At 54.9% G+C, this 15,202-nt stretch carries 14 protein-coding genes; 3 read left to right on the top strand and 11 right to left on the bottom strand.

Translation table 11 applies throughout. From position 1 onward, the window contains the following. The first annotated feature begins 171 nt into the window (after positions 1–171). Positions 172–1,566: an undecaprenyl-phosphate glucose phosphotransferase gene (locus ACYZT8_RS09960; RefSeq protein WP_461980681.1), complete on the top strand. Its 1,395-nt coding sequence runs from the start codon at positions 172–174 to the stop codon at positions 1,564–1,566. Between the two features lie 260 nt (positions 1,567–1,826). Here ACYZT8_RS09960 and ACYZT8_RS09955 read toward each other — a convergent pair whose 3' ends face one another. From ACYZT8_RS09955 to galE, 6 genes are all read right to left on the bottom strand, one after another. Further along, on the bottom strand, positions 1,827–3,905 hold the full coding sequence (locus tag ACYZT8_RS09955; protein ID WP_461980679.1) for a YjbH domain-containing protein: 2,079 nt from the start codon (positions 3,903–3,905) through the stop codon (positions 1,827–1,829). Further along, on the bottom strand, positions 3,902–4,663 hold the full coding sequence (locus ACYZT8_RS09950) for a capsule biosynthesis GfcC family protein (protein WP_461980677.1): 762 nt from the start codon (positions 4,661–4,663) through the stop codon (positions 3,902–3,904). The genes ACYZT8_RS09955 and ACYZT8_RS09950 overlap by 4 nt, the downstream gene beginning before the upstream one ends. After that, positions 4,660–5,325, bottom strand: a complete 666-nt coding sequence (locus ACYZT8_RS09945; protein ID WP_461980675.1) for a YjbF family lipoprotein — start codon at positions 5,323–5,325, stop codon at positions 4,660–4,662. The genes ACYZT8_RS09950 and ACYZT8_RS09945 overlap by 4 nt, the downstream gene beginning before the upstream one ends. A 14-nt stretch (positions 5,326–5,339) precedes the next feature. After that, a complete protein-coding gene (locus ACYZT8_RS09940) occupies positions 5,340–6,449 on the bottom strand; it encodes a polysaccharide biosynthesis/export family protein (RefSeq protein ID WP_461980673.1) in 1,110 nt (369 codons plus the stop codon). A gap of 87 nt (positions 6,450–6,536) precedes the next feature. Continuing rightward, positions 6,537–6,779, bottom strand: a complete 243-nt coding sequence (locus tag ACYZT8_RS09935; protein ID WP_461980671.1) for a hypothetical protein — start codon at positions 6,777–6,779, stop codon at positions 6,537–6,539. A 139-nt stretch (positions 6,780–6,918) separates the two neighbouring features. Next, positions 6,919–7,935: a UDP-glucose 4-epimerase GalE gene (galE, locus tag ACYZT8_RS09930; RefSeq protein WP_461980669.1), complete on the bottom strand. Its 1,017-nt coding sequence runs from the start codon at positions 7,933–7,935 to the stop codon at positions 6,919–6,921. A 303-nt stretch (positions 7,936–8,238) separates the two neighbouring features. Between galE and galU the strand changes: the two genes are divergently transcribed. Both galU and ACYZT8_RS09920 read left to right on the top strand, forming a co-directional pair. Then, complete coding sequence (gene galU, locus ACYZT8_RS09925; RefSeq protein ID WP_090182155.1) at positions 8,239–9,072, top strand: UTP--glucose-1-phosphate uridylyltransferase GalU; 834 nt, start codon at positions 8,239–8,241, stop codon at positions 9,070–9,072. Between the two features lie 28 nt (positions 9,073–9,100). Continuing rightward, positions 9,101–9,508, top strand: coding sequence for a mannose-1-phosphate guanylyltransferase (locus tag ACYZT8_RS09920; protein WP_461980667.1), 408 nt, complete (start codon positions 9,101–9,103; stop codon positions 9,506–9,508). Positions 9,509–9,512: 4 nt separating this feature from the next. Here ACYZT8_RS09920 and ACYZT8_RS09915 read toward each other — a convergent pair whose 3' ends face one another. The 5 genes from ACYZT8_RS09915 to ACYZT8_RS09895 are packed head-to-tail and all read right to left on the bottom strand — an operon-like array spanning position 9,513 to position 15,190. Beyond that, positions 9,513–10,664: an SGNH/GDSL hydrolase family protein gene (locus tag ACYZT8_RS09915; RefSeq protein WP_461980665.1), complete on the bottom strand. Its 1,152-nt coding sequence runs from the start codon at positions 10,662–10,664 to the stop codon at positions 9,513–9,515. 43 nt (positions 10,665–10,707) lie between these two features. Continuing rightward, entirely contained in the window at positions 10,708–11,745 is a 1,038-nt protein-coding gene (locus tag ACYZT8_RS09910; protein WP_461980663.1) for an acyltransferase family protein, read from the bottom strand. 12 nt (positions 11,746–11,757) lie between these two features. After that, a complete protein-coding gene (locus tag ACYZT8_RS09905; RefSeq protein WP_461982409.1) occupies positions 11,758–12,861 on the bottom strand; it encodes a hypothetical protein in 1,104 nt (367 codons plus the stop codon). Further along, positions 12,861–14,081, bottom strand: a complete 1,221-nt coding sequence (locus tag ACYZT8_RS09900; protein WP_461980661.1) for an MATE family efflux transporter — start codon at positions 14,079–14,081, stop codon at positions 12,861–12,863. Before ACYZT8_RS09900 ends, ACYZT8_RS09905 begins: the two co-directional genes overlap by 1 nt. Beyond that, positions 14,078–15,190, bottom strand: coding sequence for a polysaccharide pyruvyl transferase family protein (locus ACYZT8_RS09895; protein ID WP_461980659.1), 1,113 nt, complete (start codon positions 15,188–15,190; stop codon positions 14,078–14,080). Before ACYZT8_RS09895 ends, ACYZT8_RS09900 begins: the two co-directional genes overlap by 4 nt. Positions 15,191–15,202: the final 12 nt, after the last annotated feature.

The raw sequence follows: 15,202 nt of genomic DNA, 5'->3' as shown, positions 1-15,202 counted from the left end.
AGTCGTCAGACAGCTTTCAGCCCGATAACTTAATCTATTCACTGACGAGCGCGCCGCACAGTGGCGTTTCGCCCGTTAACGCTTTGCCCTCTTATAAAAATAATAATACTTGCTACATCAACTTGGCTCTTGTCTGTCGACGCGCGAATGGACGTATTTTGGGGATATCGCATGGTTAACAATCTTCGTATCAATCGAAATACCCACCTCAAAGGATTGACCTTCTGGGGACAATGGGCACTGGGTCAGGGCTTTGTTGTTGCCCTGTTGTTTCTATTGGTTTACTACCAGACCGGAACGGTAGAGTTCTATTATCGAGTGTGTGCAATTCTGACGGTACTTGCCTCGGTGCCCGCCTATACATGGTGTGGCGTCTATGCAAAGAAAGATAACTACCTGGAGGGATTGGGACGTTTGCTGATGGGCTGGACAATGACCCTCGCGGCATTGGCCTGCGTGGCGTTCATCTGCAAGGCGGATGAACTGTTCTCTCGTCAACTGATCCTCGTATGGGCAGCCTGCGGATACATCGGGCAGGCACTGTTGTACGTTCCGCTGCACGGCTTCTCGCAATACTATCAACGCTCACTTCAACGCGAGCATAAAACCCTGATCGTCGGTACGGGCGAGTTGGCATTGGGACTCGCCAGGAAGCTGCGTAGCCTCGAACACTTCCCGCTGGTGGGGTTGGTCAGCACCGACACCACGCTCCCGTTGGCGATGGGCTCGCCGCCGATCGTAGGCCCGCAGGAGCAGTTGCTGGAGTTGATCAAAGCCCATGACATTCGACGTTTGTACATCACGATGCCCCTGAGTGAAGCGGCAAAAATCGAAGCCATGTATGTCGATTTGCTGGGTGCGAACGTAGATGTGGTCTGGGTGCCGGACTTGAACAGCCTGACGTTGCTCAATCACTCGGTAAGGGTCGTGGACGGCTTGCCGGCGATCTACTTGAATGAAAGTCCGTTGACCAGCCAGCCGACCGCGGCACTGAGTAAAAGCCTGCTGGAAAAGAGCGTGGCGCTGTTGGCCATTGTCCTTCTAAGCCCGGTCCTGTTGCTTATAGCCCTTGCCGTCAAATTCAACTCCCCGGGTCCGGTGTTCTTCAAGCAGGACCGTCACGGCTGGAATGGCAAGGTAATCCAGGTCTGGAAGTTTCGCTCGATGCGCGTACACGATGACAAGGAGGTCAAGCAGGCCAGCCGTAACGATTCGCGGATCACCCCGGTCGGACGCTTTATCCGCCGCACTTCGCTCGATGAGCTGCCGCAACTGATCAATGTGCTGCAAGGCCATATGGCCCTGGTCGGGCCACGTCCGCACGCCGTTGCGCACAACGATTACTACTCCGGGAAAATTCTCGCCTACATGGCGCGTCACCGAATCAAACCGGGGATTACCGGACTGGCTCAAATCAACGGTTGCCGCGGCGAGACCGACACCATCGACAAAATGCAAAAGCGTGTGGAGATCGACCTTACGTACATCAATAACTGGTCGTTGTGGCTGGATCTGAAGATCCTGGTGAAGACACCCTTCACCTTGCTGTCTAAGGACATTTATTGATGGCTTAGTGGTTAACACCCGAAAAGTAAAAAGGGGACGCAAGTCCCCTTTTTTGTGGGCGTGTATCAAGCTCTAGTGCCAACTCACGACCCCATCAGAACCACCAATAGAACGATCAGCAACCTACAGGAAGCTGACCGGATTACCGTCCCAGTGTATTAGGGATAACGCAGAGAACTCTGCGCAGGATGGCGTTCACTACAAGACGGATTGACCGCATTACGATCTACAGCGCTAATCGCCCCGTAGATCGCCCGCCGTCACTCAGTGATCTTGTCAAAGTTGCGGTAGAACAAGTCGCTGTCACGGCTATCGGTCATCGAGTGCAGCCAATAGCTGCGATTAAGCCGTGCACCACCGTCACGGGTCAGCGGCGACCAGACGATATTGGCGCGACGCATGGTCGACATGCTCATCAGTTCGTCGAAAGGAATGGAGATGTAGATGCCTTTGTCGAAACTGCCTTCGCCGTATTCCGCTTTTGTCGCGGTGGTGAGCGTGGCCCAGGCACCGAATCGCACACCATTGCGGAACTCTCGCGACAGGTCGATCGTGGCGCCCCAATCCCGCGCCAGGTAACGGCCGACACTGACGGCGGCCTGGGTATCGAAAGGCAACTCGGTATAGCCGGTGATGTGGCCGGTAACGGTCGAGTAATCACGTAAGCCAAAGCCCTGATTAAACTCGCGCTGACGCACGTAGTTCAAATCTGCACCTACCGACCAACGCTCGCCTGCCGGACGGAACAGTACTTCACCGCCCACACCGGCAAACATCGACTCCAGATAGCCGCCGTAGACCATGCCATACAGGTCTTTATCCAATTGCTCGGCGTGGTTGACCTGGAACGTGGGCATCGTGACGTCAGAAGTTGTCAGGTACTTGCGCAGATCCGTCCGCACCCGGGGCAAGCCACTCGGTGCGTCGTAGGTAAAGTTGTCATAGTTGTTCACCAGATTGGCGCTGAGCATGCCGCTCCACCAGGTATTGCGAGTGAAGCGATACTCGGCGTCCGCATCGGCGCTCAACTGATAAAGCAAACCATCCGGGCCACCGACGTTCTGTTTATAGCCCAGCCCGATGCCATAGTTGAATGGATCGCGCGCCTCGGTATAGAGCGTAGTCTCATTGTGCGGCATCGCCCCGTTGACCTCGGTGGTACGGTGCAACGTTTGCAGCGGCTCCTCGTTATTGACCACTTCGCGAAAGGTCTCGCGAGGCACGCTGGTTTCTTCAAGCGGCATGTCGTAGCGCTTGTTCACCAGGGTGAACCAGTCGATATCGTCGTTGACGCTGTTGTCCAGAATCCGGCTGGCGCGGCCAACGGCTTTTGCCGAATGGAAATAATTCGTCTGCTCGCCGTACACAAATAACTCGGCGCCGCGCTGGGTGATGCGCTCAACTTTATAGCCCGCATTTTTCTGCAGGCGTTGCGACACGTTGGCCCAGTTGACCTGATCCGGTGGCGTGGCGGGTGCCTGTGCCGGCAGACGCTCCGCTGGCGGATCGTAGGTCTTGGCCGGTGCCTTGCGGCTGACGAAGTTGGTGTGCAGGGTGATGCCAAACATAGCGGTGTTGCCGCGTTCCCAACCCGCGCTGAGATCCACCGAATCGGTCAGCTTGAACACCGCGCCGATGTTGACGGGCGAGTCTTGCTTGATGGCGTTGTCTTTCGGCTCGTTTTTGTAGTCGTTGCCTTCGTACTCGAGCTTCAGGCTGAGCGGATCCCAGGGTGTCTGGTAGGTGACGCCGCCAAACAATGAAGGTCGTCCACGGAAATAGGCATTGGTGTTGACGTCACCCGTGCCCTCGCCGTCTGGCCGGGTGTTGAAGCGATCAGCCGCCCAACCCAACGGGTTGTCGAAATCGCCTCGATTACCGATGTATCCCCAAGCGATACCCGCGCTGAAATCAAAGTCGTCATAGCGTTTGTTGGCGACCAGGAATTCGCTGGAGAACAGGCCGGTACCACCGATGTCGCGAAAGCCGAGGGCCAGTTCAGGCGCCCAGTGGCTTTCTTGCCAAAGGCGTACTTTGAGGTCCACAGCCTTGTCTTTGTAACTCTGGTCGCCACTCAACGACTCGGGGCCATACCTGCGGTTGGTGATCGCGGTGTAGCGAAACGAACCTTCCAGCCATTCAAACGGCTGCAATGAAACGCTGTAACGGGTGTAGGGATCGGTTCGACTGGCATTCACACTCAACTCGCCGGCCGGGGCCATCCGGGCAGTCGGTGTCTGCATCAAGCCCACGCCGCCGAAATCACTTTGAGTCAATCGCGGCTCTGCGTGAGCCAAACCACAAGGCAACAACAGCACTGCTGCAAAACGTAAATTCAAGGAACCACCTCAGCCAGTTGCGTGGCAAGAAATTCGGCCAACTGCTGATTCAGTTCAGGTATAGGCGGATTAAGATCATCGGTTTTGACAGGAACGAGGATTTTGCTGCCGGCGGCAGGCACGTGCCCGCTTTCGCGATTCCACGGCGCAATGCCGACCCGGCGGGTGACGCCATCGGGCTGAATGATCCAGAGGTAATCGGCGTCGGCATCCGGCAGCGGTGAACACCCTTGCAGGTACTCACGGGCCTCCTGCATCGGGTGATAGACGAGCCTGCACGGTTCGGCGACAGCGCCCAGCACTTCAACCACATCGGAACGCATCGGGTAGATCAGGCTGTCGCTGTCATTGAGGCGGAAGTTGCGAGCGAACCCGACCTCTACCGCGACCGGATCCAGCACGGCCACCTGGCGCCCGGTGACCGGCAAGCGGCTGACTTGCTCGTACAAATGCAACGCCAATGCTGCGCGGCTGGGGCGATCGAAGAGCAATGCGGTGCGTTGCAGCACCTTCAAATCGAACAAGACCCCGGTTTTGAGCCGAGTCTGCTGTTCGAGCAGGGGTTGTCGCAGCCAGGCCGCCGCCAGCCAGTAGCCTTCAGGATTAGGTTGCGCATCACGCATCACGTCCAGTACGCGGCCCCCGGGTTGCAGTTCGACCGGTCCCGGATTGCGCACATCGCCGCTGACGGTGACTGCCGCACTCGCGCCGCTGGAGATCAACAACAGGCACGTCCATAACGCCCTGGAAAACTTCAACGGACAGCCCTGCGTTCAGAGGTCAACTGCACGATTTTCACCCGCAGTCGCCCAGTCAATTGCTGCTCACTCTGGAGGATGAAACCGTTGTCCGGATCGACCCAATAATGATTGGTCGCGCGAAGGCCAATCGCCGGTGCCTCTATCTGCTCATCGACACGCAACACAGCGTATTCCTTGTCCAGGATCCTGATGGTTTCCATAGGCTTTCGGGTGAAGCGACTGCTCACGGCAACGCCCACTTCGTAACCCCGATAGAGATCGATAAAGCGCTGGCTGGTGTAGCCATCGGGCAGTCGGTGAAGGCCTTGCTTGAACGGCGATTGCGCTTCGATGCGCGTCCCGTCCAGGTCACCCTCGAAGCCCAGTCCGACCGTGCGAACCGCCAGGCCATCGCGCAGCAACAGCACCTGCTTGCCGGACGCGACCCAGTACTGCAAGTCGCCTCGCTCACGCACCATCGCCAACACCCCTTCGCCGGAAGGGGTGGTCAACTTAAGTTGGGGATACTGAACTTCGGCCACTTGCTCCGGGGTCAATTCCAGGTCGTCGGGCCCGGTGGCCACGGCTTTGAAGTTCGCCAATGTGGCCCTCATCAGAGGATTACATCCACACAACAGCAAGGCCGCCATCAAGCAGACGCTAACTTTCAACGTTCTCACAGTGGGTCCAGACCTTATCTGCTGTTGGCTTCACTTAAGTTGTTTTGTGCCGCCGCGCCCATGCCGAGAATCGAGGCCGATGGCACCAATTGACTGATGAAGCGGTTCCAACGCGTGACGTTGGCAGGGCCTACATAAACAATGTCCTGGGGACGAACATCGAAGTGAGTGGCGAGCGCCATGGCCGAAGGTGACTCGGCTTGCAGCTGATAGATTTTGGCAGGTTCCACATCGAGGTTTTCCACACCCCGGATGACGTACACGGCGTTGCCGTTTGAGGTGGTCTGGTTCAACCCCCCTACCGAGCCAATAACATCAGAAAGATTCATGGTGCGGGTCTTGAACGTCAACGCGCGCGGCTGATTGACCTCGCCCATCACGTAAATCTTTTTGCTGTCGTTGTACGGCAAATACAACTGATCGCCGCCTCTGAGGTAGACCTTCTGCAACTCGGCATTCTGTTGATTGAGCGCATCGAGGTTCAGCGGATAAACCCGCCCGTTTCGCGTCAACAGCAACCCCGACAAGTCAGCATTCAGAGGGTCGACACCCGCAGAACCCAAGGCTTCAACCACATTGAGCGGGTTCGTGGAAATCGCTTGCGGGCCTGCTTTCAACACGGCTCCCGACACCACCACTTTCTGACTGGCAAAACGCAACACGGCGACGTCTACTTGCGGGTCCGAGATGAACGTCGATAACTGCTCGGCGATGTCGGATCGCAGTTGCTGGATGGTCTTTCCGGCAGCCTGGACTTCTTTTATGTAGGGGTAGTAAAGCGTGCCATCGGAACGCACAAGGCGACCGTTTGCATCGATCTGCTGTTGCGCGCCAGAAGGTGCGGTCAGTTCAGGGTGATCCCATACGGTGATGTACAAGACATCGTTATTACCAATGCGGTATTCGTCCGGTGTGGTCAACAATTCCAGGGGCAATGACTCATGTATCTGAGTGGCCCTGTCCATGGCAATGAGCTTGGGGGTAATCGGAATAAGCTCGACCCGACTGTTTTCGCTGGCACCTTCGCGAGTGATATCGCTGGTGCTCATATGTTGACCCGGCGAAAACATACAACCTTGCAAAGCAATACTTGCCAGCATTAAAAAAGGAATACTACGAATCATAATGGCACTACGCTATTCAAGGGCAAACCCAAAACAAGATCGCCCAGTTGTTAGCCGGGCAATCTTGTGTGACACCTGCGGTATTTATCAGTTTGTGCCGGTGGTCCCGGTAGTGCCAGTCGTCCCAGTACTTCCGGTGGTTCCGCCATTGGAACTTCCACCGCTGCTGGAGGCAGCCACTGCACCTGAAACCAGCGCGGTGCTGGCCAGTGCAGCTTGTGCCGCCGTTACATCACCCAGCACTTTTGTATCCAGCGAGAGCGGTATTTCTACAGCGAAAGCCCCGCTGCTCATCATGGACAACACGACAATTACCATCGTCTTTTTCATATCAAACTCCTTCCTGCGTGTTCTTTATATCTACGGACTTGCGTGAGGTGTTTCCAGTCAATTTTCCCGACCATAATTAACATCGCGTCCTGATATAACAGTTCAGCAGAAAATCCGCGGGACTGAAGGCCCTAAAGCCTTATTCCAAGTAGCCCTTGGGATGGTTCGATTGCCAACGCCAGGTGTCCGTCATCATCTCCTGCAAACTCCGCGTGGCCTTCCAGCCGAGGTCCTTCGCCGCTTTGGACGGATCGGCCCAACACTTGGCAACGTCGCCGGAACGTCGCGGCATCACGCGATAAGGCACTGGCCGCCCCGAAGCCTGTTCGAATGCCCGCAGCACCTCGAGAACGCTGTAACCATCTCCCGTGCCCAGGTTCCAGATGTTGATTCCGGTACGCGTCGAGATCGACTGCAATGCCTTGAGGTGTCCGTCCGCCAGATCCACCACGTGGATGTAGTCGCGCACACCGGTGCCATCGACGGTGGGGTAATCGTCACCAAATATCGACAGTTCCTGCAGACTGCCGACGGCAACCTGGCTGATGTAAGGCACCAGGTTGTTGGGTATTCCGCTGGGATCTTCCCCCAGATGCCCACTGGCGTGAGCGCCGATCGGGTTGAAATAACGCAACAGCGCGATACTCCATCTCGGCTCTGCCGCACACAGATCATGCAGCACGTTTTCGATGATCAGCTTGGATTGCCCGTAAGGATTGGTGGGTGTGCCTGTAGGAAAATCTTCACGAATCGGCATCTGCTCAGGCGCGCCGTACACCGTGGCCGATGAACTGAACACCAACCGGAACACCCCGGCCGCGGACATCGCCTGGCACAGGGTAATGCTCCCGCACACGTTGGTTTCGTAATACTCAAGCGGCTTGCGCACGCTCTCGCCTACGGCTTTGAGCCCGGCAAAATGCAGGACAGCGTCGATGGAATGCGCCTGAAAAATCCGGTCCAGCAGTGCTCGGTCGCACACATCCCCGTGAATCATTAAGGCTGATTTACCGCAGATGGATTCAATCGCGTGCAGGGACGCATCAGAGCTGTTGCAAAGGTTGTCCAGAACAACCACGTCGAAGCCCGCCTCAAGCAGCGCAAGTGTGGTGTGTGAACCGATATAACCGGTTCCACCCGTTACCAGAATCTTCATAGAGCGGTCCATAGTGGGGTATTGAAGTGCTCAATGGCGTGCAAATGTTTAATGCGCACATCACCCATCGAAGCCAATGACTTATTAGCACTTCATAACAACCGACACTATTGATAGACACCGACTAAAATTAACTAAACACCGTCAAGCCCGACAACTAATAACATCTACCCCACTCTGCACATGCTATTAATTGCCATCAAATCTTCTCTGAGGTATTAAAGTACAACCGCCGTAATACATCAAAACCCGCACTCATACTTTTTTGTGTGGCTGTGGACAATGACTTTCCAGGATATATCTATGATTCGTAAATGCTTGTTCCCCGCCGCCGGTTATGGCACGCGTTTTTTGCCTGCTACAAAAGCCATGCCGAAGGAAATGCTGCCGATCGTCAACAAGCCTTTGATCCAGTACGCCGTTGAAGAGGCACGGGACGCGGGTTTGCAACACATGGCGATTGTGACCGGTCGGGGCAAGCGTGCACTGGAAGACCATTTCGATATCAGCTATGAACTGGAACATCAGATTCGCGGCACGGAGAAGGAAAAGTTTCTGGCCGGCACGCGAGAGCTGATTGAAACCTGCACGTTCGCCTACACCCGTCAGGTCGAAATGAAAGGCCTGGGCCACGCGATTCTCAGCGGTCGCCCCTTGATCGGCGACGAACCTTTTGCCGTGGTGCTGGCGGATGACTTGTGCCTGAACCTGCAAGGCGACGGTGTACTCGCGCAGATGATCAAGCTCTACAAAAAATTCCGCTGCTCGATCGTGGCCATTCAAGAAGTCCCCCGTGATCAGACGCACAAATACGGCGTGATCGCCGGCGAGTTGATTTCCGAAGGGATCTACCGGGTCAACAGCATGGTCGAGAAACCGGCGCCCGAGGACGCACCGTCCAACCTGGCAATCATTGGCCGCTACATTCTGACCCCCGATATTTTTGATCTGATCGCCGATACCCAACCGGGCAAGGGCGGCGAAATCCAGATTACCGACGCGCTGATGAAGCAGGCGCAAAATGGCTGCGTGCTGGCCTACAAGTTCGAAGGCCTGCGCTTTGATTGCGGTGGTGCAGAAGGCTATATCGACGCCACCAACTTTTGCTATGAGCAACTGTATCTCAACGGTCTCTAACCCAATTCATTCACCCAGGCAGGCCACTATGACCGCTGCAAAACGCTCGGTAGACATCGAACACAAAGCGAGCAACTTCGGGGTGATGGCCTGGCTGTCAAAAAAACCGTCGTTATCTTCCACCTCGGCTGCCTGGTTTGGCACAACCTTGTTGGTTGAGCGTATCGGGGTGTTCCCCTCTTCGGGCGATATCTATCGCCCGGTCAGGGACCCCTTTGCGCTCCTGACCCACTTGAACAGCCTGTACGGCCACCAGGCCCTGGATATCGATGAACGCGACGGGCTTAAAGTGATTTTCAACGATTGGCGATTCCGGGTTCGCGTCCGCTACAGCGACCCGGCAGTCGTCATCAATGTTGAAACGCGATGTGATCCTGACTTGATGCCTCTGAAAACCGCAGAGTTACTGAGTCATCTGGAACACTTTGAACGGTGAATGATTAGTTCAAAGCGGAACCGCATTTACCCGGCTCTTCACTGACGCCACCGACCATCACGCGATACAAGTAATCCGCGATAAGCCGACCGCCAGAACCCGGGATGGGGTGTATTTTGTCCGGGCCGATCATGGGCGTCGGCCCGTCATTGGCGTAGCGTTTGAAGTCGGGACCGAACGTACACTGCAAACTCGCATACGCGATGTTTTCCGAACGTGCCCAAGGTTCAAGCACCTGAGCGTACTCTGTCATCGGATAGGCACTGGCGCGCGTTGTGTCTTGGCGCAGGATCACATTGATGCTCGCCGCCGGATGAACGTCGCGAATCATCTGCACCAGCCCTTTCATGTTCTCCAGGTAGTCGTTGGGCTTAACGCCAAACCCCTGATCATTACCGCCTAACATGATCAGGTAAACGTCCGCCGGTATCTTTGAAACGACGGCCTTCCATTGGGTTTGCCATGGGCGGTCGCTTTTATAAAAGTCACCGGAGGCTGCGCCGGAAGCGGCGAGTTTGGAGACCCTGACACCGCTCTTATTATTGGCCAGCCACAACCCGAACAATGTCGGCGCACCTTTCACCACCTCGAGTTTTAACACCCATTCAGCACTGGAGGGGACGCTTAGTTGCGCTTCCTGAACCCCTGAACCGCTTAACGTCAAAGGATGCCACGTGTCTGAAGGTGTCCACCGATAGCGCATCTCACTGGTTTTGCCATTACCCAGGTAGAGCAATTTGGCGTGGGCAATAGACGTATTGATGGAAGTCGTTTCGTTGGAATCCAGTTCGAGATAAGCACCCGCCTGCCCGGTAACGGTGCGGCTGTCCGGACTCGCCTGGCCCAGACTGGAAACATCCCAATCGCCACCGAAGTACTTCTTGTTACTGCGGGTGTATTTGAAATTCGTACCGCCCAGCGCGGCGCCGTGATTGAACCCTACATAGCCAGGCCCGGCGAAACCAAAATCCTTCGCCAGGTGCTGAGTGAGGTCATTCAGATAAAAGTCCTGCCCGGCGCTGTAGCTGTCGCCAATCACCGAGATGGCCAGCACCTCCCCCGCTTTACCCTTGGCCATTGCGGCAAGCCGCTCGCGTGAACTTCTTACTTCGATCACCGGAGCCGGAACGGATCGCACATCTTCGACATAGTCCATTGGCTCATCCTTCTATCTGTCAGCAAGCAGGCTGAGTTGGCGCTCAGGACTGAGACACCTTAAACCCTGTCTCTGAAGTCTTTTTGTTGCTTGCACGTTCGCCCAAAAACAGAACAGAAGTAATGGAAAAACGGCTGAAAACATTCGACAGCAGCACGGGTCCCAACAATCCGCACAGCACACCGCCCACGACCAGAACGCTCTCGTCTGTAACACCCAACCGGCCCAAGGCGAACCGTGAACTGGCGGCAAACAGCACGTGAAAGAGGAAGATGGCGTAAGAGTATCCGCCGAGCCAGATCAATGCTTTCGAGCGCAAGTCACTCGACAGTAGCGCAACGCAGGACGTACAGCCAACCAGCAAACCGACAAGGCTTCGGCGATCGACAATGAGTTCGCGATCCACGGCGGCAATGTAAAGCAGCGCAACCGATATCAAGACGAACACGACCGGCCCGATCACTTTCAGCGATCGCTTTAAAGCACTGACATTTTCGTGGCAAATCATTCCCGTGACGAAGAACGGCAGCAAATAGACGGCGCCATTGATGCCAAACGTATCGACCGGAAAGGACGGCAACAGGAACACCACCGCCGAAAATAAAAACAGCAGGTACTGCCGCGTCGCTGACTGCAACAGACCGCGCCACTGCAGAAAACCGACAAACATGAAGATGATAAAAACTGCCTGCAAAAACCAGAAATGGTTAACCGGTACGTAAAACGACAATAAGGCGTCGATTAAACCGAGGTCCTTGTTCACTCCCGGCCCGACAACCTGAAGCACTGAAAATGGAATTCCGACAAAAAACAAAGGCACGATCAACCTTCTCACCTTGCCAACGCAGTAAGCGGAGAAGTCATTGCCCCTGATTTTATAAATCGAATAGATATAACCCGAGATAAAGGTGAACAGCGGCATCCTCACGTACACCATCGAATCAGCCAGAACCCGAAATGGAGATCCCAGGTCTATTTTCAGCCCGCCGCCCAAGGGCCCTATCACGTGATAGAGCACCAGCAGCAGACACGCCAGGCCTCTGAGCGTTTCTATTTCCAACGATTTTTTCTTGCTTTGCATAAACCACAAACCTCAGCGCAAGACGCTTGATTCAACCGACTCAGGTTTTTTTGAGCGCAACTGCAACCCCAACCCCAGAAACAGCACCGGAACCACCATGGAGAAGTGTCGGGCAAACGAGCCGAAGTCAGGCTCGAACAAACCCTGCACCAATAAAAAGGACAGTGGGATCGCAATCAGCTCTTTGACTTTTGGCGCGATGATTGAGCCCTTGTAGTGACTCGACGTCATCATTTTGAACATCAACAACGAGGTCATCATCATCAGGACAACGAAGATGATCTGGCCCAGGCCGGAGAGAAGTATCAGCTCCACCGGGAAAGACAGCCTGAAGAAAATGCTCATCGAGTCCACAGCTTGCGAGACAAAGTCACCGCCGCTAAACCACGACACGATCAATGACTTTGACCCCTCTTCACCCAGGGTGCGCTGTTCATTGTTACTCGCTCGAATGGACGAAACCGAATAGCCGACCAGCAACTGAATGGCCGTGGCGATCACCAGATAGAACATGAACAACATCACGAAAAAACTGAAACGTGATACATGCTTCTTCATCACGCACACGCCAACCCAGACCAACGAAAACAATATCCAATAGGGCCGAATCAGCACGCCGTAAAACAGCGCAGAAAGAAAAAAGCCCGCGCGGTATCGTTTCGAAAAGGAGAAAAACAGAATGGCGATCACCGCCACCGAGACAATGATTTCCTTGGTCAGGTTATCCAGAAAAAACGACCTGACCACGCCCCACAGGCACAAGGTCAGAAATAACGTTATCGGTATTCTTTTGAAGATGAAGACCGGGATAGAGGTCAGAAACAGGTTGCACAGCATCCCGTAGGCCCACGCATTGGTCAGGTTGATACCGGTGGGGCGCAACAGGTAGGCCGAGCACTCATAAGAAGACCGGTCTGGTGAAAACGGATTCCAGAAATTGCAGTTGTCGGAACGAACGTAAGACGACCACAAGGTCATTGCATCAGGACCAGGATCGCGGTGCATCAGCAGCGGCATCGCGATAGACAGAAAAAGCCCACACAGAAGAATCAGGAATGAAATGGGCGAGTCGAGTTTTCTTCCGCGAAACTCTATGGACGGTAGAGAGATAGCCATTACAAGCTCCCCTTCGCCCGGGCGAACCTGGTCAGCAAAGCAATGACGGCCAACTGCACCGTAATCGAAAAGACATTGCCCCACGCCGCGCCATAAATTGAATAGTGCTTGATGAGCAAGTAGCTGACAGGCAGTGAAATCACCAGACAAATTGCCGCACTGGCTAATGAAACCCGACTGTTTTTTGAGGCAATAAGACCGCCCCATACGATGTCGCCGACAGCACGCAGGGCAAAAGAGAAAATCAGGATCGCTAGAATCCGGTTATCGGGGCGCGGGACAGTCGCGGCCACATAATCAAGCAGGACGTTAAAGAAGACATAAATCAGCACAGCCACCGCGCAGGAAACAATGAGAGAACGCAGCACCCATTGATTAACGAACAGCTGCCGGACCGTCAGCGCCTGCTGGTTATCTTTATAACGCTTGGCGAGCACGGGAATGCCCACCACAGCAACGACGGCGTAGGACAGCGCTTGCAACGTGTTGGCGGCAGACCAGGAATACACGTACTTGCCGAGGCTGGCATACGGTTCCATGTCCAGAATGAGAAAACGTTCAGCGTACTGACTTAATGCGATCAGCCCGCCTCCCAGATAAAAGGGCAGCCCTGCTCTCCAGACAGAAGCCGTGGTGACGGCACTGACTTCTCGGCCCTTGTGAACGTTAACCACAATGAAGTAACCGGCCACGATTACCAGAAGGTTGGTCACTACCCATAACCAAAGAACGCTGGCGATGGTGGACACCACGCCCGCTATGAGTCCGCCAACGGCTAGAAGCGCCCATAGGCCGGTTTTGATAAAGAACAACAACGCGCCCCAGTTGGCTTTTTGTGCGGAAAAGACAAACGAGTTTATTTCGAAGGACAGGTGCTCGGTGAGCAGCAAAAGCGTAACGCACGCGATCAGCGCGGCACTCGCCTCAACATCACTGAACAGTGAGTAGAGGGCGACCGTGACCACCGATAACAACAAACCAACGGCCAGGTACAGAACCAATACCTTATCAACGACGAGCCTCGTACTGCCCCCCACGCTGATCAGCCGATTGATTTCAGAGCTGAACCCGACGCTGTAAAACTTCGAGGAGATCAAGGAGGCGGCGACCACTACTCCATAGAAACCCAATGCGTCATAACCCAGGTAATGAGTGATGGCCAACACCAGTAAAAACTTCGCGCCTAATGCACCTCCCCGTAGCAACAACCGAAATATCATCGAACAATCCCTTTGATGATCTTGTCCATCAGCTCCGTTTTGGCTTCGATTTCCTTGCAGGTGTCGGTCAGTTTTTTACCGAATCTGGACAACGCATTCGGGGCGTAAACGGTGTCGATGATGGTGTCGACATTGATATCTCCGCCGTTGATCACCCAGTCTTCCACGCCCATATCCTGATAGGCGCCAAAGCCTTTGCGTTCATAGCTGATATGGAACGCAGGCACGCCGGCGAGGAGAGACTCAATGGCTCCGTGCAGCCGTACGGAAATGACCAGGTCGGGCTGATACTTGGACAGGGTTGCCTTCAAAGGCAAGAGGTCCTCAGTAATGCCGAGTTCCCGATAGAACGCCCCGTCATCGTTGCCACGGACGGCGCTTTGGACAGCGCAGACCACTTTGCTCTTGGCCCTTAGTCGCTTCAACAGAAGCTTCAGGTTGGCAACGTAGGCAACTTTCTTCTCTTTGCTCCATTCCGGCGGCTTGCGTAAAACCACGCAGACCACGGCCGGCGATGCCGCACAGCGGGTGAACTTGGGTTGCACCAGTATCTTCTTCGCCAACGCCTGCACTGCCAGGTCTGGCGCTCGATAGACATTGGCATTGGACGCGAAAATATCCGACGACCTGTTATCCCGGACAAATACCGCATCGGCACTGGCGTAGTGTTCTACGATCGCGCTGCTCTCACCATGGAACGGGCCGATACTTTGCGGAAGGTAAACCGACGGCACCTTGCTCAAGATCGCCGTTTCGAGCTGCTTGGCATGACCCAGTTTCAACTTGATGTGTTCAAAGGCACTTTTTGAGCGCATGTACCCGCCGCCCACCCCGACGATCAGATCACTGGTACTCAAGAGGTCGGCGAGCGGCGCGTAAGACTGTTTAAGGAAGACAGCTTCCTTCACGCGTCCCAGCCCTTTAGCCGCCATGACCGGCGCGTCATACCGCTTATAGGGAAGGTAACTAAATGATTGAGGGTCTGACGCAACGACGTTGATTAAGGTGTCCTTACCAAAGTTTCGCAGCACCAAGGCGATGGCCAAATCAACGAGAAGGCCATCACCCGAATTTGACGCACTGTAGCCATGCAAAATAGTTACGTTCATATCTTGATATCT

The organism is Pseudomonas sp. LB3P93, from assembly GCF_054898025.1.
This window is presented reverse-complemented; position numbering and strand designations above follow the sequence as displayed.